Here is a 21,839-nt window from a genome sequence, read left to right as displayed (position 1 = left end):
ATTTTATGAAAAAAATCTTATCAATGCTCTGCCTGCTGGTAGCGCTGAAAGGGATGGCCCAGGAAGAAATCGCGTTTAACAACGCCACCTGGCAGGCCTCCCTGGACCAGGCCGCCAAAGAAAATAAACTAGTGTTCCTGGATTGTTACACCTCCTGGTGCAGCCCCTGTAAGTGGATGGAGAAAAATGTGTTCAACGTACCGGAAGTGTTTCACTATTATAATGAACACTTCATCAACACCAAGCTGGACATGGAAAAAGGCGAAGGGGTGGACCTGCGGAAGAAGTACAATGTACAGTCTTTCCCTACTTATCTTTTCGTTAATGGTAAAGGAGATGTGGTGCACCGCACCGGTTCCCGCATGTCAGTGGAGGAGTTTCTGGAAGAAGCTCGTATGGCCAATGATCCGGACCGCAGCATGTCGTCGTTGACAGCGCGCTACAATGCCGGTGAAAGAAGTGTGCCTTTCCTGCTGAATTATTACCTGGCTGTAGCCAGATCTGACCGCCGTACCGCAGAAAAGATCGGGGAAGAAATCAGTACGAAGGTGCCGGAAACAGACCTGAATACACCGCTGGGATGGAAAATCATTAAAAATATTGCCCGTTCCGGAGAAGACCGCCTGGGTAAATACTACCTGGCCAATCAGACTCAGTTCGCTTCCTATGCAGGCCAGGAAGAACGCGACGCGCTGGCCGACCGGCTTATCTCCAGCACGCTGTACCCTAAAATCTACGTTGGCGATGAAAAAGGTTTCTTTGCCGGCTTACAGCATTTTAAACAGTCCAAATCCCCTGAACGCCTGAAACAGGCAATAATGCTGGAAGCGGAGTGGTATCAGCAGCAGGGTAACGCAAAAGCATATATTAAACTGACTGATCAGGCCATGAAAGGCGTACTGAAGACCGATGCAGAGAAACTGAGTTTCCTGGCGCGCCGCCTCAACGGCAAACGCGAAGCCGACGCTAAAACGGCTGCATTTCTGCCACAGGCCTATAAACTGTCGAAAAAGGCAGTCGCCCTCAACCCGGAAGAATACAGCATTCAAAGCACTTTCGGATGGGTATGCCTCACCATGAAGAAAAAACAGGAAGGTCTGGTAGCAGCCCGCAAAGCCAGGGCCCTGGCGGATGCTGAAACATCCAAAATCCAGAAACTGGCGCAGGAGCTGGTAGATCAGCTGGAAAAATTATAATAAACCTGACCATATCCCGTGAAAAAAGGGTGCAGCCATCGTGGTTGCACCCTTCCGTTTTTAAAAAGAGCTTGCTTTATTTCGCTGCTAAAGTTATCTTCGCCTTCGACCAACCAATACACCGGGGATGGATACACTACTGTTACTTCCTGTTTGAAATGCCCTCAAGCAACAGGTAGCGTGATGCCAGATTACAGCACATATACGGACGAGCAGCTTTGGTACCGGATCACACTGGATGATCAGGACGCTTTTACGGCGGTATATAACCGTTACTGGAAAGTGTTATACCTGCGTGCCCGGAATATGCTGTCCGACAGTGATCTGGCCCAGGACATCGTGCAAGAGGTATTCATCTCCCTATGGCATAGACGGCAGGAAGTGGAAGTACAACACCTGAAAGCCTACCTTTTCCAGGCAGTGCGTTTCCAGGAGCTGAAAGCGCTGCGCAACCTGAAGTCAGATGCCAATTTCTACGAGCGCCTGGCCCATATTTCCAAAGATCTGCTGCTGCATGAACCGATGGCCTTTAAGGAGCTGGATAGCGTGTTACAGCGGGTATTGGCGACCTTCCCGGAAGACCAGCGCACTATTTTCAGCATGAGCCGCGATGAAGGCCTCACCTATCGTGAAATTGCCGACCGGATGGAGATCTCCATCAAAACCGTGGAGAAGAAGATCTCCCGGGCTTTGCGGGCTATCCGCAAAGGGATGGATAACGCTTTCCCGGTGCTGCTCGGCGTGATGGCCGTGTGGGAGAAAACCAATCCTTAGTTGTCCGCCTGGTAAACTGCTCTCTCCAACTGAATACCCAGCCGCTGATAAAACGCTTCCGGCTGAAATCCCATCCGCTTATATTCTTCCTGCACTTTGGTTTTGGCATTGTCCAGGGATGACTGGTTTTTCCAGGTGGCTACCGTGATAACGGAAAGCGTTCCATTGTCTTCCTGTTGCCGGTAAACATGATCTGTAATAAAACCTTCCAGTTGCCTGATAAACGCCCGGTTGTAGCGCATCCGTTCTGAGAATTCCGCTGCTGCCTGCGCAGGAACGATGAATTTGTCGATGAAGTATACTTCATTCCGTGTAGCCGATGGGGTGATATCTACCGGTAAAACACCGAGCTGTTGCAGGAATCCCAGCCGGTCGGTCAACACTTCATGGTGAATGATTTTCCCGTTTTTAAAGGTATAAATGCCGGTTCCTTCATTCACAACGGTTTTATATGTGGGGGCTATACCTTGAAAAAACCCCTTATGAGTACCCCGCATTTGTTGCCTTACAAACACTTTATCTCCTTCCGCTGCTACGCTGAGTAACGTCCATTGGGCATCAGGGAAAGCTTGCAGTACCTGGGGTACTTGTGCCATAAAACCGGCCGGGCCACGCCCGCCCTGGTTGTTGGTATAGTCTTCCGCAGCCGGCAGGGCTGCCTGTTCCAGCTGCCGGTGATTTAACTGTTCGTAGAATTGAATGATAATGGCCTTGTGCTGTTGTGCGCTATCCATGGTGATATTTGGTTTTTTAAGTGATGTGTTGGCAGTGGTCCCTGTCAGCAGCAGGGCACATAACGACAAGCGTGTTATCATCGTAGTACTTTTTAGTACCACAAAATTGAAGCATACGTCCTCCTCATCCTTGTAAAAAATCATTGATTTTTACCAGAACAGCGGCGCCTGATAGAAAGCGGTGGGTGTAAGACCGGTAAATTGTTTGAAGCTGCGGTTGAAGTGCGCCTGGTCGAAATAACCGGCTTCCAGGGCGAGGTGGGTGAAGTGCCGCTGTGTGACCGGTTGTTGAAGGAGGGTGCGCATCCGTATAATGGATGCCATTTGTTTGGGCGTAGTGCCTATAATTTTACGGAAACGTTTTTCGAAGGCATCCTGGCTGAGATAATGGGCGGCTGCCAGCGCTTTTATGCTGATATCGCCGTTGGTGGTATGTAATTGTTGCAAGGCATTCAGTACCAGGGTATCCTGCCGGGGTGTTTGCAGATGGGATAATAGGAATTTGTCCAGCAAAGCCACCCGTTGCGTATGACTGGCAGCGGCTGACAGCTGCTCCTCAATATCCGCTATTGATTGGCGGTGAAAAAAATGGTCCAGCGAAACGTTTTGCCCAAACAGCTCATGCAGCGGGGGTTTGAAAAAAGCGGCGGCTCCGGCTGCTTTCAGCTGCACTATCATAGTGGAAGTATGCGGTTGGTAGTGAATGAGCCGTACCGTATTCCGGATACCGGTGATGACGGATGCCGGTAAGAGCAGGGTGGATTCATTTTCCAGGTAACAGATCTGCCCTTTAAACCGGAAAGCCATAGCGGGTGCTGTATCCGGTACCACACGGTTTACTTTTTCATCCTGGCTTTCTATGACTTTATAAGCCTGGATAAAAGGTTGAAGTGGCGGTGACGGCAGAAAAATTTCCATAGCGCCTAAAGATACTTAATTATTCCGCCGGAGCGCTCCCCTCAACACACCAATGGAACCCTGGTAACGGATCACCGGAACGGGCGGTTGTATCTGCTGTACCAGCCTTTCCAGGTTTTCGGTATACTGTCTCCCGCCAGCAATATGGAAATAGAAGCGGTCGTCGTGTGTTTTGATATATACCTGGTCGTTAGTACCTCCTCTGACATAGTTTAAACAAACGCCCATCTCCGTGATCTCTGAAAAATGGATGGTAAGGGTACGGAAGGCTTTAAAAACATATAGTACCTGATTGTTGACCAGGTAAGGGGGCATGAGCCGGTTCATGTTATAGGCCGGCAGGCTATCATTCAGGTGGCGCATGGTATTAAAATCGGCCACCGACATGCCCATAATCACTTCGTGAAAACGGTTAAAGAAAGCCCGTTTCCATGCCCAGCTGGCTACGCTGATCAAAGACACCAGGAAAAACATGACTGCCGCGTAGATGATACAATCCCGCAACTGGGATTCGTAGGTGAAGGTCGCATAACCTCCCGCGTCTGATGAGCGGGGCGCTGCAGGAAATGTGTTGAAAAGAAAGAAAGCTACGCCGGCAATAGGAAGTACAACAAGGAAGATACTGAAGTATCGTGACCGTTTTTGGGATTGTTGCAGAAATTGCGCTTTTTCCTGTTCCAGCATGTATTTGAATTTAGTATGGCCTCGAAGTTAGCGTCTATCTTTAGATAGACGGAGGGGAATTGATATTCGCGGCGGATGGGTTAATATCCGGGGCGGTTTAATAAAACACTGTTTTGCACGCTGATAACGGATATGTTCTGCCATCGGATAAAATGATATTATCAGCCTCTATCCGGCCTGTCAATAATCCCAGTAATGCCGCTCCCTGCTGGATTTGCGTCCGCCACCCTTTAATATCACCTTTGTAAGACAGTCCATGGAAAAGCTCCTCTGTAGGCAGCCATAGTTTGCAGTTTTCCGATATTACCCCACCATGTTGGGCAATACTGCACTGCGAAGTGACTTTCCCGAACAATGACTGTTTACCGTGTTTTTTAAAACAATCGTTCCCGTCGTCTAAAATATAGAGATGCTCCCGGCCCTCTACTGCTACTGTTCCTGGTATATTTCTGTTGGTTGTGCTCATTTTGTTATGACATTATAGCTGGTTGTGTTTCCTGGTGTTTTAAATATAATCATTATTGATTACCTGGCGCAAGCAGACGATTGCCGAAATTTTTTATCTTTATCCTGATTTGTCGTGTTGAACGCATCCCCCCAACTTTAAAAACATGAAATTATCCTATAATAAAATTGCAGGAAAAAGTACTTCGCGCATAGAAGCGATCAGTGACGGCATATTTGCGGTAGCCATGACTTTATTGGTGCTGGAGATCAAAGTACCCGCAGCAGAAGGGAAGATCACCGAAGGTGAACTGGCGCATGTTTTCCTGGCGCAGATGCCCCGGTTTCTCGTGTATTTTCTGAGCTTTATGACAGCGGGTATTTTCTGGGTGGGACAGTCCGCCCAATTTGCGTATATCCACAAAAGTGATAGAAACCTCAACTGGATTTCGTTGTTGTTCCTGTTATTCGTTTCGCTGTTGCCTTTCTCGACTGCGTTTTTGAGCGACTACACGAATTATCGGTTTGCCATATTCGTTTACTGGTTTAATATACTGATGTTGGGAGTCAGTCTTTATATTAACTGGAGCTATGCGGTAAAGCATGGCTTTGTTGAAACGGAAGAGGGTAATGAAGCGATTAGCGGTGCTATCAAACAGCGTATTGTAGTAGCGCAACTGTTATACTTTGCCGGCGCATTATTGTGTTTCATCAATACTTATTTGAGTATTGGATTTATTATTCTCGTTCAGCTCAACTATGCCTTTGGGATTATTTCCGGACGAAACAAACGGTGATTTTTATTGAATTTTGCGAAAAGTGCCTTTAGCCGTTACCCGCCATTTTTGTTTGTTTAAAAGATACCCATTGAGTTCATCAGCCGAGAAGTCTTTTATCAAAATATTCCCCTGTTGGTCGATATACCCGTATCGTTCCCTGCGTTCCAGGTCGCTGCCTTTACTATAGGTAAACAACAGCCTGTCGATGATTTTATTGCCGGATGCAGTAAACAGCATATTGAGCAGCTGTTGGGGTGGATACTCGCAATTGCGGCAGGGAATATCCTGTTGTATCATGGCTGAATAAACGCAGATTCCATGTGCTTCGGATAGCTTTAATAACAGCAGTGTGCCGGTATCGGCAGCGGGTTCCAGCCCTTGTTTTTTTAAATATTGCGGGGGGAATAAATTATGTAGATGTCTGCCTGACAAGGATTTCCTCGTAGGGGCAGTAAAATCCCGGTACATGGCTGCGCTGAGCGTATCCAGGGTAGTGCTCTCCGGGTATGATTTATTGTTTGCTTTGTTGGGTGTGTTTTCCCATTGTGAAGAAAAGGTTTTCATCAGCTGTATACTACCATAGGGATAACCCTGTGCAGGCAGGCGCTGTGCTGTTTCCAGGGAGAAAGCACCACTCTGCGCGAATAGCGCCAGAGAGTAAAGTAAACCTATTGTTGTAAAGACGTACTTTTTCATCATACCGGTTATGGTTGTTTTTCCGGGAAGATCAACTCCAGGTATCTCCCCTTTTCTGTATAAGCAATGGCCAATAGCTTCTGGCTGTTGCTGTTAACGAATGAATAGGTAAAGTTGTCGGCGCCAAGCTGGTACTTCAGCGTATCGGTTTGCTGCAACATACACCGCAGAGCGCAGAGGTTCAACGATGCTGTGTTGAGTTGCAGCGTACAACCGCTATTTTTCTTTTCCAGCGATTTTACCTGTATGTGTGACTGCTTGCAGGCAAATACTGTGATGCCGTTTATCCGGTAACTATCCTCGTCTGTTGAAAAGGAAATGATCATATGGCTGCTATCCGGAGCGCCTTCCCATTCATTAGGTGGCGTGTAAAGTACCACTGGTTCAGCTTTCAGGGGCAGGCTCTCCCGGGCATCATATGGATGCCCGCTTGCCTGTATAGAATCCCGGTAGTGTTTGGACGCTTTCAGATCTTGTAAGGTATATCCATATAGGTGCATTAAGCCAGCTGGACTATCTTTCAGGTTAAATACATAGTGAGCGTCGTAGTCGTTGAGAGAGGTGTAACGAATCTCCATTTTAGCTGCCTGATTGGTGCAGCCGGCAGTCAATAGCAGCAATAAAATTGTTATCCATATCGGGTTATTGGGCATTATGGGGACTGTTTATTCAAAAATAACAATAGCAACAAATCTCAAACAATTAATAATCAATTACAAAAAACATTCTTGTGTAATGTTATCATGATAGCTCAATCTGGCCTGAAATATGCGCTACATTGAATTGCCGGCTTTTTTGTACAAACGACCCAAAAATCAATTTATATGAAAAAATTGCTGCTACTGATAGCGTTATTCTTTTTCTTCTCTATAAGCTACACCTTCTCGCAATCCGTTATTATAAACCCTGATGGGACACATTCCGTAGTGGTGGGATCGGGCACTGTAAGAACCGCCATCAATTCCAATGGAACAACTTCCACTATTATCGGTGACGGTACCGTTAAAACGGTTATAAATTCTAATGGAACACATGCTACCTTACTGGATAACGGTACAGTCGGAATGCTTTTGGGGCCCAATACCAATACTACTTCCTCTTTCTTCAAAAAGAAGAAGGCATTTAGCACAACTACTATTGACAATGATGAGGATGAGCTGATGCCCGTCAGAATTATCAGGGGTAAAAAAATGTTCCGGAATAAAGAGAAATCAGTCTTTGGGTTTTCATTGGTGACGCATTAACCTTTCCGGTAATGATGTGCCACAGCTCCGGAGGAGAAATTTTTTGTTTCCACCAGCTTTAAATTCAGTTGTTCCTGCAGGCTGCCGGCCGGTAAGATGGGCCTGCCTTTTCCCACAATTACCGGATGGATGACCAGATTAAATTCATCAATCAAACCAGCACTTATCAGTTCCGGAAGCATGCTGACACTGTCTACGGAGATTTTTTTGCCGGGCTGCTGTTTCAGTTTCAAGAGTTCAGCTGCCGGATTGCTGCGAATAATCCGGACGTTCTCAGGCGCACTTTCCAATGACCGGGAAACAACCACTTTATCGATGGCAGTAAATCTTTCAGCGAACTTTATTTCGCCTGGTGTGCCGGATTGATCTCTTGCCACATCGGCCCAATAGGGGAACATGAGCTGGTACATCACACGGCCGAAAAAGACCAGGTCCACATCGTCCATCATACCGGTAAAATAATCATACAGCTCTTCAGTGGGAATCGTAAACGTGTGATCACAATAGCCATCCAGGCTGATATTCATACCGAAGGTTACAGGTCTCATGTTATGGTTTTTTAAAGTGTAGGAATGCTGTTACTTTCCCTAAAAAGATAAGAAATTTTTTAGAAGATCTAAGGAAATTGATGTGTAGGATTTCAGTGTACGCCGGTCTATGAAATATTTTCTTTTTTGCTGTGGGGACTTCTGCGCCAAATTTTTCAAAAACAGAGAGCCTTCAAATCTAACGACCTGAAGGCTCTCTGTTCTTCTGTGGACAAGAGGGCGTCCACTTCGAACGGATGCAAATAGTATCAAAATATACTTATCTAGCGTTTAATCAAATTCGCCGTTGTAATATGTGGCCACATGATATCCGGCTCCTTTGAATTGGAATCTTTGGGAAATGAGAACTTCAGTATAACGGTTTGTGAATACTGCAGTACCAGGAACTGGCTCTTGTCTTCATTCTCAACAGTGTTGATCCAGAATGTTGCACTCATACTGTTCGCATCGGCATTCTTTACAACGAATGGAATATTCGTGATGCCGCCATCCTTCGGAGACGAAGGACCAATCCCCAAACCATCATTAATACCACCTATGGGTGTAGCATTCACCTGGAATACAGTTGTGCTGATAATCTTCTTTCCGTCATGAATCAGCTTTTTATTGTAATCGCTCAATATTACATTCGGATCTTTAAACGCTTCTTTGTTAATATGAGGCGGAGCCTTATCTATAGCCTCGGAAAAAGCCTTCAGATAACCAGGATCTGTTATGTTTTTACGTTTTCCATCTTTATCCAACATAAACGGCGTAGGATCTACCTTGTTAATAATAGGTGCGGAGGGAACAGTAAGGAAGGGGCCCTGTGCCATAACAGCGTTACCATGAGGAATAGTAGCCATCCTTACAATTGTCGCATCCTTCTGCTCCGGATTAGACGGCAGGAACAGAAAGATACCTGGTTCTATATGAAGTCCCTCCAGAGTTTCCCCATCGCTCACCTTTTGCAGATAAGTTAGCCCCAGAAAGAAGATGTCATCTTGTATATTGCCTCTGTTTGGAATCGGAGCGCTGATAGGAGAGAACTGTGTATCTTCAATCAACGAGTTAATCTTCACCTTAAATCGATGGGCAGGATTTGCTTTAAAGTTGTTAGGCAGCGACATCACATTCAGGCCTCTCCCTGTCCAATCTCCCTGCAAATCTGCTAAGGGACCCAACGTAGGCTGCTTCGCTGTAGCAGTGGTAGCGATGACTTCTTTTTCCGTCAGCACCGCTGCGCCATCTGTTTCCAGGTCTGTAATGAAGGTGGCTAAATCCCCGGATTCCATCGTTTTTACGTGCAGCGTCTCTTGTAAGCCTTCAGTTGGTGCATTGACAACATTTACCGGTGCGCCGGCGCGCAGATCAGTACTCATAGTATTTAATTATTAAGAGGTGAAAAAAAGGAGCTATTGTATGTATTCGAATGTGGGGCCGGCCATTAAGCCGTTGCCAATGGGGATATTCATCAGTTCAATTGCCTGGTATTTTAACTGGTACATCAGCGGAATACCTTTGCTTAATACATCCGGATTCCCATTACAGGCATCGTTGATATTATTCAGTAAGGCTGAATAAGTGAGACTGAACTCCCTGGCCTTTGGGTAGACCCCTGGCATATTTTTTTTATAATCTGCCAGCGTGGGATTCGGCTTCATCTTATAAACAGCATCCCAGTCCACGTTAAACCGCTCTCCGGTGGGTAGTCCTTTATTGGGACTATCACGATGCGCAGAATCGTCAACGGCATAAAATCGCTCGTAAAAGACTTCTTTAAAACGGAAATAGTGCGCATACTCTTCTACGTCCGGACCAAAAATCAGGTATTTAGGGTCTCCTTCACGATAGGGTGTTGAAAAAATAGAGCCCAATGTACCTTCTCCCTGCCCAACGATTTCTTTAATAACCTTGATAGCATCTTCCAGGTTCTCAACAGAAAACAGTTTGCCTCCTGCTCCATAATAATGTTCTGGTTTCACCTGCTTATCCGGGTTTTTATGAAAGATGGACCTCCCTTTTGCTTTTGCAGCCGCTTCCAGCGTGATGATATTTTTTAATAGCGCTTCATAGAATTCTCCGATAGAACCGTATTGCGAAGCGGAAAATTCAGTAGGTAGATTACGGTCGCTGGAAGGGTGTTCGATGCGCCAGAACGTTTGAATGGATTTTTTTGAAAAGCATTCCAGGTTAATGGTCAGTGATGGGTCTACGTTTCCGGGTAGGTGTGCAGGATAGTTGGGGACGAAATCCCGATCCTCTCCTTGTTCTTTTGCCCCAATTCTAGGCTTGCCGCCAACCGCATTAATTAAGTTGGCCACCATAATCATGTGTAACATTTCCTCCAGCACTACACTTTTTATAATCTCCACGGGCATCAGGTTGGTGCCGGGCTTGATGGAGTAAAGCGCACAGAGATAAGGCGGGATGGTAGAGTGTTCCAGCTCCAGCGCTATCTGCAGCTGTTTTTTTAGTTCACTCAATTTTTTATCGAAATCATCTTCGATGGATAAGGTCTCATCAACCACCGGCAGGTCGGCCAAAAAGTCATCCGGTAGTAAGGTCTGACGTTCTCCCTTAACAGATTTTTCAAATGCCATAGAATGTATATTATATTTTTTTGAGAATTGCTTCTGCAGCTTTAAATGTAAGTGCCAACATGGTAAGTGTGGGGTTGGAGGTCCCCAGGGTAGGCATATTGCCACAGCCAACCAGGTAAAGATTGTTGTGATCCCATGTACATAAGTTTTTATCTACGACAGATTTGTCGGCGTCCTTACCCATGCGGTGAGTACCCACAATATGCCCCGCTCCCCAGAAATTATATATTTCCTTACTCCTGGGAGGTGTTACAATGTCCGGGTTCTTGAACTTACCATTTTCATCTTTTTCACCGTATTTTGTGAAGTCTTTAATACCAGCGGCTTTAAACAGCTGGTCGTTGATGGCTTTTGCTGCTGCAAATGCCTTTATTTCATAATCAGACACATTGTATTTAATCACCGGGCGATGGTTACCCAAGGCATCTCTATATTCATCCTTTATTGACACCCGGTTGTCCTTATTGGGCAATTGTTCACATTCGTAATGTAACAATAACTGTCTGGGTAGTACGTCGGACAAATGATTTCTAAGTTCTTTGCCGAACTTTTTTTCTTTAACGGCATCCTGCACATCAGATCCCGGAGAAAATTTCGGCCATCCCCATCCCCAGTTATCCACGGGACAAATCCAGGCTGAATGATCTTTACGGGTATCGGTGTCCCTAAAGGAGGAAATATTGGTGGTAGATCCTGGTCCGCGGAAAGGATATCCCTTTTCTGGCAACAATCCCCAGGTAAGTAAACACAAATGGTCCATCAGGTTGCAGCCTACCTGCTTGCTCGAATTGGCTGCTTCGGAAGCCAGCAGGATCTTTGCATTCTCAATAGCGTTGGCTGCCAGTACATATATTTTTGCTGTTGCAATGACTTCTTTGTATTCAATGGCATCATCACCAAATGCATAGGTTTTGTACACCACCCCCGTAATCTGCGTTTTTTCACCGTTATGCAACACCTTTGAGGCTACAGACTGTGTTTTAATTGTCAGCTTTGACTCATCAGCCTTTGCCAATGATTTCAACGCATTATATTTTGCCTGTACAGGGCAGATAGGCACGCAACTGGCGTTACCTTCACAACGCTGGCCGGTATTAGGGTCCCACACGGCGCCAACAGGGAGGTATTGGTATTTCTCTTTTTTATCCAGCTCTTTGAAAGCGCGGTCCTTACCAGACCAATACATATGTTTGGTCATGACCAGTTTTTGCTGTTCCGCGTTCCACATTACATCTATATATGGGTATTTTTCATTAGGAACAGCATTTCGGCCCTGTGGTGTACTCGTCAAACCAATAGTCACCTTCTTTTTATCTATTTGTACAGGGTGTTCACCTTTATTAACCTTATCCACCAGTGCCATAAATTTCTGATCGAGATAACTCTGGGGAATTTTCTTCATCGGAAACTCATATCCTTTCGTATATTCATTTGCATTAGGTTGCACACTTGCATCTCCGGCAACTCCTATTTCCAGTTCAGCCATTTCATAATAAGGTACAAGCTCATTGTAGGTAATAGGCCAGTCAACAGCTACGTTATAGTTAGTTTTCATTTGAAAGTCATTCGGAAGCATTCTGGGGGTAGATCCCAGCCAGTGCAGTGTAGTGCCTCCGGGGCCCCTTAGAAAATCGCTGGCAAAAGGCAGCTCACCTTCCTGCACATAGTAGCCTTTGTCTACAGAAGGAGTGGCCTGAATATCCAATACATTGGGTGAAGGTGCATCCTTGATATTAGGGTAGGGAGAATTGGGTACTTTTGCATTCGCCTTGTAATAGGTATTCAGGTAATCTACATAGTTGTAAAAATTACCGTTTTTGTCTAGATTGATACCGGCAGATAAACCAGCTTCGAGCAGCAGTACTTTTTTCCCCGCCTGGGTAAGGGTCTTGGCCATTACACAACCGGCAATACCCGACCCTACGATGATAACATCGTATTCTGTGTTTTCCATAACTGATGTGATTTTTGTTAAACTGTAGTAAGCGTTTCGGCTTTAGCAGCAGGTTTGACTGCTACGGGTGGGTGAATAGTGATAGGTGGATTTTCCCAGGAACCGTAACCTGGTTGTTTAGCTCCCGGAGGATGTGTGTCTGCCGCTTTCCAAACAAGGCCCTGGATGTACGACTGAGGACTAACCACATTGCCATTCCAGGTGCCCATGTACCACATCATGATGATATTACTTGTTAGACTATTGAACTTAACATCGTCGATCAGTTGCTGCCTGATTTTGTCATTGATGTTTGGAAGATCGCCTAATATCTTCTCAGATGTTGTAAGGAATTCTGAGACCAGATGGAGGTTGTTTTCATGTATTACAACATCGTAATAGGATTCCAGCATGCCGGTACCCAATAAATCCATCTCATCATACCCTGTAAGATGCACTGAGATCTGCAGGAATGTTTTGGTGTTTTTGTTGTTAGCTTCCATTGAGGTATTTATTTTGGAGTAGTGTATTCACCAATGCAGGTGTATGTGGTGTTACCCTGCATGGTTATTTTGAGTTTGGTATAATAGTTAGGATTCCTTTTAATGGTTCGGCAATATATGAAGAAAATTGAAACTAAAAATTTTTATTGCGGTGAACAAAATTCATGCTTAAGTGTTTCGTGTTATCCTTTTCCGTTCTATTAGTCTTTGATTTATTTGAGCAGTAATTTAATGGTGGGATGATGGTATAATTGTCTTTACCTTTTCCGGCTTTTTCCTTAGTTAAGAAATTCTGCCGATAAAATGTAAGGGAATTGATATATTGAGCGATCAACGTATACCGACCTATGAAATACTTTTTTAGTTTACTTTTTCTGCTCTGTGCAGTACCTACTTCAGCACAAATATCTTTCCCTAAAGGCTTTAAATTAATAGAAGGTGAGAATTGGGCTGGAGAGGATGATAGATATTCTAATGGGAAATATGTTTTTCAAACACGTTTTCTTTTTAGACACTACGAAATCTGGAACAATGATCAGGTTAGACAAGACCTTTCAAAAGGTTATGGATTTCCCTTTTATCAGACCCAAGACAGTCTCCTGTGGGGAACCGGGAAAGACGGCGGATTTTACTCCTATGTGGTAGTAACCTGGAATGGTGAAGCAATTGAACTTTTTTCCAAAGATAATGATGCAGACTTCGCCAACTATTCAAAATGGCTGATTACTACTATAAGAGAGTATCGGAAAAAAGGAAAGGTATTCTCATTTTGGGCGTTGAAGTTAAGGCCAGATGAGTCTGCACCACCTCCCTCCAAAGCAAAAAAGCCCTGATAACTTGCGTTACCAGAGCTTTAAAGCTTGCGGAGAAGAAGGGATTCGAACCCTTGATAGGCTTTCACCTATACACACTTTCCAGGCGTGCCAGTTCAACCACTCCTGCACTTCTCCGTGATTATCTTTGAAACATATTTGGAAGGGTTGAGCTTCCGTTTCAGGGTTGCAAAGATAATCCTTTCCTTTTATTTTCCAAGTTTTTTTTATGCTTTATCGTAGAGTTTCCAGATAGCGCCACCGATAAGTCCGCCGATAATGGGGCCTACGATGAAAATCCAGAGATGTGCCAGGGCATCGCCGCCTGCGAAAATAGCGGGACCGATACTACGGGCGGGGTTTACGGATACGCCGGTAATGGGGATACCCACGATATGGATCATGGTGAGTGAGAGGCCGATGGCTACCCCGGCGAAACCGCCGTTGCCATTGTTTTTGCTGGTAGCGCCGTGAATCACAACCAGGAAAATGGCGGTGAACACGATTTCAAAGATCAGGCCGCTGGTAACGTTGTAGTGGTCCTGGTAGTTGTCGCCGATACCGTTTTGTCCGAGGCCGTTGGCAGCCAGGGAGTACTCTGCTCTGCCGGAAGCCATGGCGTAAAGGATGCCTGCGGCGGCGATAGCACCCAGTATCTGTGCTACGATGTAGGCGCCGGCATCTTTACCGGAAATTTTGCCCGTGGCCAGCATGGAAATGGTGATAGCGGGGTTGATGTGGCAGCCGGAGATGTGCCCGATGGCATATACCATGGTGAGCACAGACAGACCGAAAGCAAAAGAAATGCCCAGCAGGCCTACATGGCTACCGGCAATCACAGCGCTGCCGCAACCGATCAGTACCAGTACCAGCGTTCCGAAGAATTCCGCGATAAACTTTTGCGTTAACGAAACATTCATACATTGGAGTTTTGTGGTGATAGAAAGAGCTGCAGGGGAACGGGATGAAATAAGACCTGATAGTTAAATATAGAAAAAAAATGGTAATAAAAAAGCAGAAAGTATACTGTTTCAATACTTTCTGCTTTAATTCTCTTTTATATTCGTATTAATAGACCTCTATAGGTGTGAGTTCGCCCCGCAGAGATGTTTCAATCATCTGCCTGCTTTCTGCTTTGGAAAGCCCCTGACCCAATACAAACATCAGTTTGGTCACCGCTGCTTCAAAGGTCATATCATGACCACTCACCACACCAGCCTCCACCAGATGTTGACTGGTTTCATATTTGCCCAGTTCCACGGAGCCGCCGTCACACTGGGTGATGTCTACTACGATAGCGCCGTTGTCGATCACTTTTTTGATGCTCTCAATAAACCAGGGCTGGGTATTGGTATTACCGCTGCCGAAGGTTTCCATGATCACGCCTTTCAGGCCGGGAACACTGAGCGTAGCTTCCACTGCCTTGCGGCTGATACCAGGAAACAGCTTCAATACGGTAATGTTGGTCTCCAGTTCTTTATGCACTTTCAGCGGTGCCGTAGGTGTAGGCAGAATGAATTGTTGTTTGTATTTGATATCGATGCCCGCTTCTGCCAGTTGCGGATAGTTCATGGTATAAAACGCCTCAAATTTTTCGGCGTTATATTTTTTGGAACGGTTGCCACGGAACAGGGAGAAGTCAAAATAGATACATACTTCCGGTACCATGGAGTGTTGACTGCCATTATGCCGGGAGCAGGCAATCTCCATAGCGGTGATGATATTCTCTTTAGCGTCGGTGCGTATTTTACCGATAGGTAACTGTGAACCGGTAAGGATCACGGGTTTGGACAGGTTCTCCAGCATGAAGCTCAGCGCAGAGGCGGTAAATGCCATGGTGTCTGAGCCGTGCAGAATCACAAATCCGTCGTAACGGTCGTAACGGTCTTCAATGATGCTGGCCAGTTCTACCCATATTTCCGGTTGCATATCTGAGGAGTCTATAGGCGGATTAAACGCATACACGTAAAAATCGATCCCCATCCGGTATAGTTCCGGTAAATTGTTCCTTATTTCATTGAAGCCGATAGGGCGGAGCGCTTTGGTTTTATCGTCGTAGATCATGCCGACTGTACCGCCCGTGTAGATTATCAGAATTTTACTCATTGTCTAACTGCCAGTTGCCTGCAAAGGTACCCTCTAAACAGTTAGAGCGTTTTGAATAATTTCCGCGCATTGCTGCTTGTAATAGCGGCTACGTCTTCTATTTTTAGATTTTTTATATCTGCCAGCTTTTCACCGATCAGCGGAATATAGGCACTTTCATTGCGTTTGCCCCGGTAAGGTACCGGCGCCAGGTAAGGCGCATCTGTTTCCAGTACCAGGTGCTCCAGGCCAATGTTTTCCACGATTTTATCCAACCCGGATTTTTTAAAGGTGACTACCCCGCCAATACCGAGGTAAAAACCCAGGTCGATAATCTCTCTGGCTTCTTCCAGTGTGCCGGAAAAACAATGGAACACCCCACTGAGATCGCCGTTCTGCAAGGCTTTTACTTCGTTTATACATTCCCGTGTGGCCTCGCGGCTGTGGATGGAAACAGGCAGTTTATACTGCCGGGCCAGCTGCAGCTGCTCCCGGAAAGCCTGGTACTGCTGGTCCAGCAACGATTTGTCCCAGTAAAAGTCCAGCCCTATCTCACCGATGCCTTTGAAAGTACGGTGTATCAGCCAGTCCTTCACCAGCCGTAACTGGTTCTCCACGTCCTGCTTCACATAACAGGGGTGTAACCCCATCATGGCGAAACAGTTTTTGGGATACGCCGCTTCCAGCTTCAGCATACCGGTGATAGACGATTCATCAATATTCGGCAGCATTAAAGTGGTGACTCCGGCATCTATCGCCCGTTTTACCATCTCCTGCTGGTCGGTCAGAAATTCATCCGAATACAAATGTGCGTGCGTATCGATCCACAACATGATAAAAATATTTTATTAAATTTTTATTTTTTTAATATTTAATAGGTATCTTAGTTTCCGCAAAGGTAAATCCTGAAAAACCTAATTTAAAAAAACTATACCATGAAAAGCTATTTCAGTACAAATCGTGTGCTGGCAGTAACCATCGCCGCCGTGGCAGTGGCTACCCTTTTCTTCGCCTGTAAAAAAGAAGTGACCAACGACGCAGCTACCAACAACGAACATGACAACAGTACCCTGGTAGTGGCCTCCCACGAAGCACAGATGCAGGGCATCTATGGCGACCTGTTTGAAACGGCGGCTATTGCGGCGGTAAGCCATAATGTGGCCGGCAACGTCCGGAAATCGGATTATGCGGATTACGCCGATATAACGGACTGCCCCTCTATCATCATTAGCAGCGCGGACCCCGGCGTATGGCCCAAACAACTGTCCATCGATTACGGCGACGCCTGCCGCGATAACTACGGCGTTACCCGCAGCGGTAAGGTTTATATCAGTTTCTCCGGTTTCCTCTTCGCTACCGGTACCCGCGTAGAAATCACGCTCGACGGGTATAAATACAACGGTATCCCGGTGGCCGGTAAAAATGTGATCTCCGGTATCAGCTACAACACCACTACTGGTGTTCAATATACATCTGACATCACCGATGGCCTTGTAACCTACGCTGATTCCCTGATCGTAGGCTATAACAGCAAAAAGACCGTGAAACAAACCGCCGGTGCCGGTACCGCTACTCCAAATGATAATGTGTACAGCATTGAAGGCACTGCTGCTATTAAATACGTAAAAGGCGGTCCTGCCGGCAGCGCCGATATCAGCACTCAAACACCGCTGATCAAAAAAGGCGACTGCAAATGGATCTCCCAGGGACAGCTGAAAGTAGCCTATAACAGCCTGACAGCTATCATCGACTATGGCAACGGCATATGCGATGCAAATGCTACGATCACCATCAATGGCGATAAAGTAAGAGAAGTAACATTAAAATAATCTGCTTAACAGCTGTATGTCATAGCCCGGTGGTTCCATCCCCGGGCTATTTTTATTTAATGGATCGCTGCCATATTATACCCCTGCTTTTTACAATATTCCAGCACCCGCGGTAAGGCGTAAGACATCCGGTCCCAGGCCTTGGTACTGTCGTGAAACACCACGATAGACCCCGGCTTCATCTTAAAAACCACATTCTGCACACAGGCTTCTCCGTCTATCTCCTGGTCAAAATCCGCGCTCAGCACATCCCACATAATGATTTTCACACCGGGAATGGTCCGTTTCAGCTGTTTCACCTGGAAAGGGGTGATCCGGCCGTAAGGTGGCCGGAAAAGCGGGGTGGTAATGTATTTCCGGGCTTCCAGGATATTCTCAATATACTTGTCTGTACTGGTTTTCCAGCCATTTAAATGGTTATGGGTATGATTGCCGGTACTATGCCCTGCCTCCAGGATATCCTGGTAAATACCGGGATGCTCTACCACATTTTTGCCGATGCAGAAAAAAGTGCCTTTGGCATCGTACTTTTTCAGCTGTTCCAGGATAAACGGCGTCGCTTCCGGATGGGGACCATCATCGAAGGTCAGGTAAACGGAATTGTTTGCCGGGGGCAAGTCCCAGATACAACTGCTGTACAAAGCTTTCAGGATGCCGGGTGTTTTGGTAAGATAGAACAAGGGCTTTGACTTTTAGCGTGAGGCGATGAACGCAAGATAGGTTAAAACCACTAAAACCTATATGCTATTTCCTTACCTTTGCGATCTATGGATCACAAAAAAGTAAGAGTGCGTTTTGCCCCCAGTCCTACTGGTGGCCTACATCTTGGAGGTGTACGCACTGTATTGTTCAACTATTTGTTTGCAAAGCAGCACAAAGGCGACTTTATACTGCGTATTGAAGATACAGACCAGACCCGCTACGTACCGGGCGCAGAAGAATACATCAACGAATGTCTGCGCTGGTGTGGCCTCACCCCGGATGAAAGCCCGGCTGTGGGTGGTCCTTATGCGCCTTACCGCCAGAGTGAACGTAAACCGCTGTACCGTCAGTATGCGGAGAAACTGGTGCAATCCGGCCACGCCTACTACGCATTCGATACCCCGGAAGAACTGGAATCTTTCCGCGAAAGGCTGAAAACGCCTGAAAATCCGCAACCCCAGTACAACCATAAAGTACGGGAAAAGATGCGCAACTCCTTCTCCCTCTCCGAGGCAGAAGTACAGGAACTGCTGGCTAAAAATACCCCGCACGTTATCCGTATTAATATGCCTGCCGACCAGGAGCTGTCCTTTACCGACATGATCCGCGGGGAAGTGACCTTCAACACCGGTCAGGTTGATGATAAGGTACTGCTGAAAGCCGATGGTATGCCTACCTATCACCTCGCTGTGGTGGTAGATGATTACCTGATGAAGATCACCCACGCTTTCCGCGGGGAAGAATGGTTACCTTCCGCACCGGTACACATCCTCCTGTGGAAATATCTGGGCTGGGAAGCAGATATGCCGCAATGGGCCCACCTGCCACTGATCCTGAAACCAGACGGCAACGGTAAACTGAGCAAACGCGATGGCGACCGCCTCGGTTTCCCTGTATATGCCATGACCTGGACCGATCCACGTACCAACGAAGTTACCAAAGGTTTCCGTGAACTGGGATTCCTGCCGGAAGCATTCATCAATATGCTGGCCGTGCTGGGCTGGAACGATGGTACCGAACAGGAAATTTTCTCCCTGGAAGAACTGATCAATAAGTTCTCTATCGACCGCGTACATAAAGCAGGCGCTAAATTCGATTATGAGAAAGCGAAATGGTTCAACCACCAGTACCTGCATCATAAAGACAATGAAAGCCTGGCCCGCCTCTTTGAACCCGTGCTGGAAGAAAAAGGACTGAAGGCGGCACCGGAATATGTGGCTACTGTAGCCGGACTGGTAAAAGAACGCTGTTACTTTGTCAACGACATCTGGGAACACGGATTTTTCTTCTTTGAAGCACCTGCTGCTTATGATGAAGCTGCCGTGAAACCTAAATGGAACGCGGATAAAGCTGCTTTCTTTACGGCCTGGTCCGAACAACTGGGCGATGTTTCCGCTTTCACGGCGCCGGAGCTGGAAGCCAGCTTCAAAGCCCTGGCGGCAGAAAAAAATATTAAAATGGGCGAACTGCAGCTGCCTTTCCGCATTATGCTGACCAGCGGCAAATTCGGTCCTCCGGTTTTTGATATCGCAGCTACGCTGGGTCTTACAGAAACCCGTACCCGCATAGCTAAAGGAGTGGCGGCGTTTAATAGCTGATAACCGCATTATCTGCATAAAAAAATCCCCGTTGAGCTGATCAACGGGGATTTCTTTTTATATAACTATTTTTTAGGCTTTGCCTTTCTCTTTTGCCCAGGCATCTTTCAGCGTTACAGTCCTGTTGAACACCACCTTCTCAGGAGTGCTGTCAGGATCTACAGTGAAATAACCCTTACGCATAAACTGGAATCGGTCGCCCGCTTTAGCTTGTAACAGACCAGGTTCTACGTAGGCTTCTTTGATCACCTGCAGGGATTCCGGGTTGATGAAGTCTTTAAAGTCGCCTTCCTCAGCGCTGGGGTTCTCTGATTTAAAAAGACGGTCATACAACCGTACTTCTGCGGTAGCAGCGTGTTCGGCGCTTACCCAGTGGATGGTGCCTTTTACGGTCATGCCGCTGTGATCTCCGCCGCTTTTGCTTTCCGGCAGATAGGAAGCGTAGATGGTGGTGATGTTGCCATCCGCATCTTTTTCCACGCTTTCACCTTTGATGATGTAAGCGTTTTTCAGGCGTACATGCAAACCAGGTCCTAAACGGAAGAATTTCTTCGGAGGTTCTTCCATGAAGTCTTCCCGCTCGATATACAGCGTTTTGCTGAAATGCAGGGTACGGCTGCCGGCAGCAGCATCTTCCGGGTTGTTTTCGGCAGTCATTTCTTCCACCTGTCCTTCCGGATAGTTGGTGAGCACCAGTTTAACCGGGTCCAGCACAGCCATCACACGGTTGGCGGTTTTGTTCAGCTCTTCCCGTACACAGAACTCGAGCAGGCCGAGGTCGATCATCTGTTCCCGTTTCTGTACACCTACACGCTCGCAGAACTGACGGATGCTGGCAGGTGTATAGCCACGGCGGCGCAGGCCACTGATGGTAGGCATGCGGGGGTCGTCCCAGCCGCTTACATATTTCTCTTCTACCAGCTGTTTCAGTTTTCGTTTGCTCATGACCGTATAGGTCAGGTTCAGACGGGAAAACTCATACTGATGGCTGGGGAATATTTCCAGTTCCTTGATAAACCAGTCGTACAGCGGACGGTGGGGAATAAACTCCAGTGTACAGAGGGAATGGGTAATTTTTTCAATACTGTCGCTCTGGCCATGGGCGAAGTCATACATCGGGTAGATGCACCATTTGTCACCGGTACGGTGGTGATGGGTATGTTTAATCCGGTACATGAGGGGATCGCGCATGTGCATGTTAGGCGAAGCCAGGTCTATCTTGGCGCGGAGGGTTTTTTCCCCGTCCTTGAATTCACCATTGCGCATCCGGGTAAACAGGTCCAGGTTTTCTTCAACGGACCGGCTTCTGGCGGGTGTTGGGGTACCGGGAGTGGTGGGCGTACCTTTGCTGGCAGCGATCTGTTCAGCGCTGGCATCTTCTACATACGCCAGCCCTTTTTTGATCAGCGTTACGGCAAACTCATATATCTGCTCAAAATAGTCGGAAGCATACAGTTCCTGCGCCCACTCATAGCCCAGCCAGCGGATATCTGCCTTGATGGAGTCTACGTATTCTGTGTCTTCGGTAACAGGATTGGTATCGTCAAAGCGGAGATTGGTTTTGCCGTTGAATTGCTGGGCCAGGCCAAAGTTCAATGCAATAGACTTGGCATGTCCTATATGGAGATAGCCATTGGGTTCTGGCGGGAAACGTGTCAGTACACGCCCGTCGTTGACGCCATTAGCAATGTCGTCGGTTACGATTTGTTCTATAAAATTGAGTGACCTTTCTTCGCTCATAAGAAAAATTAAATATGTCTGCAAAGGTAGCAAAAATA

23 protein-coding genes and 1 tRNA gene are annotated in these 21,839 nt (G+C 46.7%); 7 read left to right on the top strand and 17 right to left on the bottom strand.

The features are described from left to right. Nucleotides 1–5: 5 nt before the first annotated feature. A complete protein-coding gene (locus ICL07_RS12535) occupies nucleotides 6–1,196 on the top strand; it encodes a thioredoxin family protein (RefSeq protein WP_188088245.1) in 1,191 nt (396 codons plus the stop codon). Between the two features lie 183 nt (nucleotides 1,197–1,379). Continuing rightward, nucleotides 1,380–1,970: an RNA polymerase sigma-70 factor gene (locus ICL07_RS12530; RefSeq protein ID WP_188088244.1), complete on the top strand. Its 591-nt coding sequence runs from the start codon at nucleotides 1,380–1,382 to the stop codon at nucleotides 1,968–1,970. Here ICL07_RS12530 and ICL07_RS12525 read toward each other — a convergent pair. From ICL07_RS12525 to ICL07_RS12510, 4 genes are all read right to left on the bottom strand, one after another. Then, nucleotides 1,967–2,785, bottom strand: coding sequence for an ester cyclase (locus ICL07_RS12525; protein ID WP_188088243.1), 819 nt, complete (start codon nucleotides 2,783–2,785; stop codon nucleotides 1,967–1,969). The genes ICL07_RS12530 and ICL07_RS12525 overlap by 4 nt on opposite strands. A gap of 69 nt (nucleotides 2,786–2,854) precedes the next feature. Continuing rightward, complete coding sequence (locus ICL07_RS12520; RefSeq protein WP_188088242.1) at nucleotides 2,855–3,622, bottom strand: response regulator transcription factor; 768 nt, start codon at nucleotides 3,620–3,622, stop codon at nucleotides 2,855–2,857. Nucleotides 3,623–3,637: 15 nt separating this feature from the next. After that, a complete protein-coding gene (locus ICL07_RS12515) occupies nucleotides 3,638–4,306 on the bottom strand; it encodes a hypothetical protein (protein ID WP_188088241.1) in 669 nt (222 codons plus the stop codon). Between the two features lie 97 nt (nucleotides 4,307–4,403). Further along, nucleotides 4,404–4,772: a hypothetical protein gene (locus ICL07_RS12510; RefSeq protein WP_188088239.1), complete on the bottom strand. Its 369-nt coding sequence runs from the start codon at nucleotides 4,770–4,772 to the stop codon at nucleotides 4,404–4,406. Between the two features lie 145 nt (nucleotides 4,773–4,917). Here ICL07_RS12510 and ICL07_RS12505 point away from each other — a divergent pair, with 145 nt between their 5' ends. Beyond that, complete coding sequence (locus ICL07_RS12505) at nucleotides 4,918–5,547, top strand: TMEM175 family protein (RefSeq protein WP_188088238.1); 630 nt, start codon at nucleotides 4,918–4,920, stop codon at nucleotides 5,545–5,547. A gap of 3 nt (nucleotides 5,548–5,550) precedes the next feature. Here the strand turns inward: ICL07_RS12505 and ICL07_RS12500 are convergent, their stop codons facing one another. Both ICL07_RS12500 and ICL07_RS12495 read right to left on the bottom strand, forming a co-directional pair. Continuing rightward, nucleotides 5,551–6,228: a hypothetical protein gene (locus ICL07_RS12500; RefSeq protein WP_188088237.1), complete on the bottom strand. Its 678-nt coding sequence runs from the start codon at nucleotides 6,226–6,228 to the stop codon at nucleotides 5,551–5,553. Nucleotides 6,229–6,233: 5 nt separating this feature from the next. Next, nucleotides 6,234–6,878: a hypothetical protein gene (locus ICL07_RS12495; protein WP_188088236.1), complete on the bottom strand. Its 645-nt coding sequence runs from the start codon at nucleotides 6,876–6,878 to the stop codon at nucleotides 6,234–6,236. 171 nt (nucleotides 6,879–7,049) lie between these two features. Between ICL07_RS12495 and ICL07_RS12490 the strand changes: the two genes are divergently transcribed. Beyond that, nucleotides 7,050–7,469, top strand: coding sequence for a hypothetical protein (locus tag ICL07_RS12490; RefSeq protein WP_188088235.1), 420 nt, complete (start codon nucleotides 7,050–7,052; stop codon nucleotides 7,467–7,469). Here ICL07_RS12490 and ICL07_RS12485 read toward each other — a convergent pair. The 5 genes from ICL07_RS12485 to ICL07_RS12465 form a co-directional block, all read right to left on the bottom strand. After that, on the bottom strand, nucleotides 7,466–8,017 hold the full coding sequence (locus tag ICL07_RS12485) for a dihydrofolate reductase family protein (RefSeq protein WP_188088234.1): 552 nt from the start codon (nucleotides 8,015–8,017) through the stop codon (nucleotides 7,466–7,468). The two genes, ICL07_RS12490 and ICL07_RS12485, sit on opposite strands and share 4 nt — an antisense overlap. 263 nt (nucleotides 8,018–8,280) lie before the next feature. Further along, nucleotides 8,281–9,378, bottom strand: a complete 1,098-nt coding sequence (locus ICL07_RS12480) for a heme-binding protein (RefSeq protein WP_188088233.1) — start codon at nucleotides 9,376–9,378, stop codon at nucleotides 8,281–8,283. A 33-nt stretch (nucleotides 9,379–9,411) separates the two neighbouring features. Further along, entirely contained in the window at nucleotides 9,412–10,599 is a 1,188-nt protein-coding gene (locus ICL07_RS12475; protein ID WP_188088232.1) for a ferritin-like domain-containing protein, read from the bottom strand. A 10-nt stretch (nucleotides 10,600–10,609) separates the two neighbouring features. After that, nucleotides 10,610–12,553 carry a GMC family oxidoreductase gene (locus ICL07_RS12470; protein WP_188088230.1) on the bottom strand — a complete coding sequence of 648 codons (1,944 nt, stop codon included), beginning with the start codon at nucleotides 12,551–12,553 and terminating at the stop codon, nucleotides 10,610–10,612. A gap of 17 nt (nucleotides 12,554–12,570) precedes the next feature. After that, nucleotides 12,571–13,035, bottom strand: a complete 465-nt coding sequence (locus ICL07_RS12465; RefSeq protein ID WP_188088229.1) for a hypothetical protein — start codon at nucleotides 13,033–13,035, stop codon at nucleotides 12,571–12,573. A 347-nt stretch (nucleotides 13,036–13,382) separates the two neighbouring features. Here ICL07_RS12465 and ICL07_RS12460 point away from each other — a divergent pair, with 347 nt between their 5' ends. Next, entirely contained in the window at nucleotides 13,383–13,868 is a 486-nt protein-coding gene (locus ICL07_RS12460) for a hypothetical protein (RefSeq protein ID WP_188088228.1), read from the top strand. 30 nt (nucleotides 13,869–13,898) lie between these two features. Here the strand turns inward: ICL07_RS12460 and ICL07_RS12455 are convergent. From ICL07_RS12455 to ICL07_RS12440, 4 genes are all read right to left on the bottom strand, one after another. After that, nucleotides 13,899–13,985: transfer RNA gene (locus ICL07_RS12455), tRNA-Ser, on the bottom strand. Between the two features lie 89 nt (nucleotides 13,986–14,074). Further along, complete coding sequence (gene aqpZ, locus ICL07_RS12450) at nucleotides 14,075–14,767, bottom strand: aquaporin Z (protein WP_188088227.1); 693 nt, start codon at nucleotides 14,765–14,767, stop codon at nucleotides 14,075–14,077. A 148-nt stretch (nucleotides 14,768–14,915) separates the two neighbouring features. Beyond that, entirely contained in the window at nucleotides 14,916–15,953 is a 1,038-nt protein-coding gene (locus ICL07_RS12445; RefSeq protein ID WP_188088226.1) for an asparaginase, read from the bottom strand. Nucleotides 15,954–15,994: 41 nt separating this feature from the next. After that, nucleotides 15,995–16,765 carry a TatD family hydrolase gene (locus ICL07_RS12440; RefSeq protein ID WP_188088225.1) on the bottom strand — a complete coding sequence of 257 codons (771 nt, stop codon included), beginning with the start codon at nucleotides 16,763–16,765 and terminating at the stop codon, nucleotides 15,995–15,997. Nucleotides 16,766–16,867: 102 nt separating this feature from the next. Between ICL07_RS12440 and ICL07_RS12435 the strand changes: the two genes are divergently transcribed. After that, nucleotides 16,868–17,761: a hypothetical protein gene (locus tag ICL07_RS12435; protein WP_188088224.1), complete on the top strand. Its 894-nt coding sequence runs from the start codon at nucleotides 16,868–16,870 to the stop codon at nucleotides 17,759–17,761. Between the two features lie 56 nt (nucleotides 17,762–17,817). Here ICL07_RS12435 and ICL07_RS12430 read toward each other — a convergent pair whose 3' ends face one another. Next, entirely contained in the window at nucleotides 17,818–18,441 is a 624-nt protein-coding gene (locus ICL07_RS12430) for a polysaccharide deacetylase family protein (protein WP_188088223.1), read from the bottom strand. Nucleotides 18,442–18,528: 87 nt separating this feature from the next. Here ICL07_RS12430 and gltX point away from each other — a divergent pair, with 87 nt between their 5' ends. Then, nucleotides 18,529–20,061: a glutamate--tRNA ligase gene (gltX, locus tag ICL07_RS12425; protein WP_188088222.1), complete on the top strand. Its 1,533-nt coding sequence runs from the start codon at nucleotides 18,529–18,531 to the stop codon at nucleotides 20,059–20,061. 72 nt (nucleotides 20,062–20,133) lie between these two features. On the opposite strand, the gene ICL07_RS12420 is transcribed toward gltX, so the two are convergent. Next, nucleotides 20,134–21,801 (bottom strand): glutamine--tRNA ligase/YqeY domain fusion protein, encoded by a 1,668-nt coding sequence (locus tag ICL07_RS12420; RefSeq protein ID WP_188088220.1) that lies wholly within the window; start codon nucleotides 21,799–21,801, stop codon nucleotides 20,134–20,136. Between the last annotated feature and the right edge of the window lie 38 nt (nucleotides 21,802–21,839).

Origin of the sequence: Chitinophaga qingshengii (assembly GCF_014529935.1) — a bacterium.
Lineage (GTDB): Bacteria > Bacteroidota > Bacteroidia > Chitinophagales > Chitinophagaceae > Chitinophaga > Chitinophaga qingshengii.
This window is presented reverse-complemented; position numbering and strand designations above follow the sequence as displayed.

Bases quoted from the DNA above. Each gene is read 5' to 3' on its own strand.
- ICL07_RS12535 (WP_188088245.1), top strand. From the start codon at position 6: ATGAAAAAAATCTTATCAATGCTCTGCCTGCTGGTAGCGCTGAAAGGG.
- ICL07_RS12530 (WP_188088244.1), top strand. From the start codon at position 1,380: ATGCCAGATTACAGCACATATACGGACGAGCAGCTTTGGTACCGGATC.
- ICL07_RS12525 (WP_188088243.1), bottom strand. From the start codon at position 2,785: ATGATAACACGCTTGTCGTTATGTGCCCTGCTGCTGACAGGGACCACT.
- ICL07_RS12520 (WP_188088242.1), bottom strand. From the start codon at position 3,622: ATGGAAATTTTTCTGCCGTCACCGCCACTTCAACCTTTTATCCAGGCT.
- ICL07_RS12515 (WP_188088241.1), bottom strand. From the start codon at position 4,306: ATGCTGGAACAGGAAAAAGCGCAATTTCTGCAACAATCCCAAAAACGG.
- ICL07_RS12510 (WP_188088239.1), bottom strand. From the start codon at position 4,772: ATGAGCACAACCAACAGAAATATACCAGGAACAGTAGCAGTAGAGGGC.
- ICL07_RS12505 (WP_188088238.1), top strand. From the start codon at position 4,918: ATGAAATTATCCTATAATAAAATTGCAGGAAAAAGTACTTCGCGCATA.
- ICL07_RS12500 (WP_188088237.1), bottom strand. From the start codon at position 6,228: ATGATGAAAAAGTACGTCTTTACAACAATAGGTTTACTTTACTCTCTG.
- ICL07_RS12495 (WP_188088236.1), bottom strand. From the start codon at position 6,878: ATGCCCAATAACCCGATATGGATAACAATTTTATTGCTGCTATTGACT.
- ICL07_RS12490 (WP_188088235.1), top strand. From the start codon at position 7,050: ATGAAAAAATTGCTGCTACTGATAGCGTTATTCTTTTTCTTCTCTATA.
- ICL07_RS12485 (WP_188088234.1), bottom strand. From the start codon at position 8,017: ATGAGACCTGTAACCTTCGGTATGAATATCAGCCTGGATGGCTATTGT.
- ICL07_RS12480 (WP_188088233.1), bottom strand. From the start codon at position 9,378: ATGAGTACTGATCTGCGCGCCGGCGCACCGGTAAATGTTGTCAATGCA.
- ICL07_RS12475 (WP_188088232.1), bottom strand. From the start codon at position 10,599: ATGGCATTTGAAAAATCTGTTAAGGGAGAACGTCAGACCTTACTACCG.
- ICL07_RS12470 (WP_188088230.1), bottom strand. From the start codon at position 12,553: ATGGAAAACACAGAATACGATGTTATCATCGTAGGGTCGGGTATTGCC.
- ICL07_RS12465 (WP_188088229.1), bottom strand. From the start codon at position 13,035: ATGGAAGCTAACAACAAAAACACCAAAACATTCCTGCAGATCTCAGTG.
- ICL07_RS12460 (WP_188088228.1), top strand. From the start codon at position 13,383: ATGAAATACTTTTTTAGTTTACTTTTTCTGCTCTGTGCAGTACCTACT.
- aqpZ (WP_188088227.1), bottom strand. From the start codon at position 14,767: ATGAATGTTTCGTTAACGCAAAAGTTTATCGCGGAATTCTTCGGAACG.
- ICL07_RS12445 (WP_188088226.1), bottom strand. From the start codon at position 15,953: ATGAGTAAAATTCTGATAATCTACACGGGCGGTACAGTCGGCATGATC.
- ICL07_RS12440 (WP_188088225.1), bottom strand. From the start codon at position 16,765: ATGTTGTGGATCGATACGCACGCACATTTGTATTCGGATGAATTTCTG.
- ICL07_RS12435 (WP_188088224.1), top strand. From the start codon at position 16,868: ATGAAAAGCTATTTCAGTACAAATCGTGTGCTGGCAGTAACCATCGCC.
- gltX (WP_188088222.1), top strand. From the start codon at position 18,529: ATGGATCACAAAAAAGTAAGAGTGCGTTTTGCCCCCAGTCCTACTGGT.
- ICL07_RS12420 (WP_188088220.1), bottom strand. From the start codon at position 21,801: ATGAGCGAAGAAAGGTCACTCAATTTTATAGAACAAATCGTAACCGAC.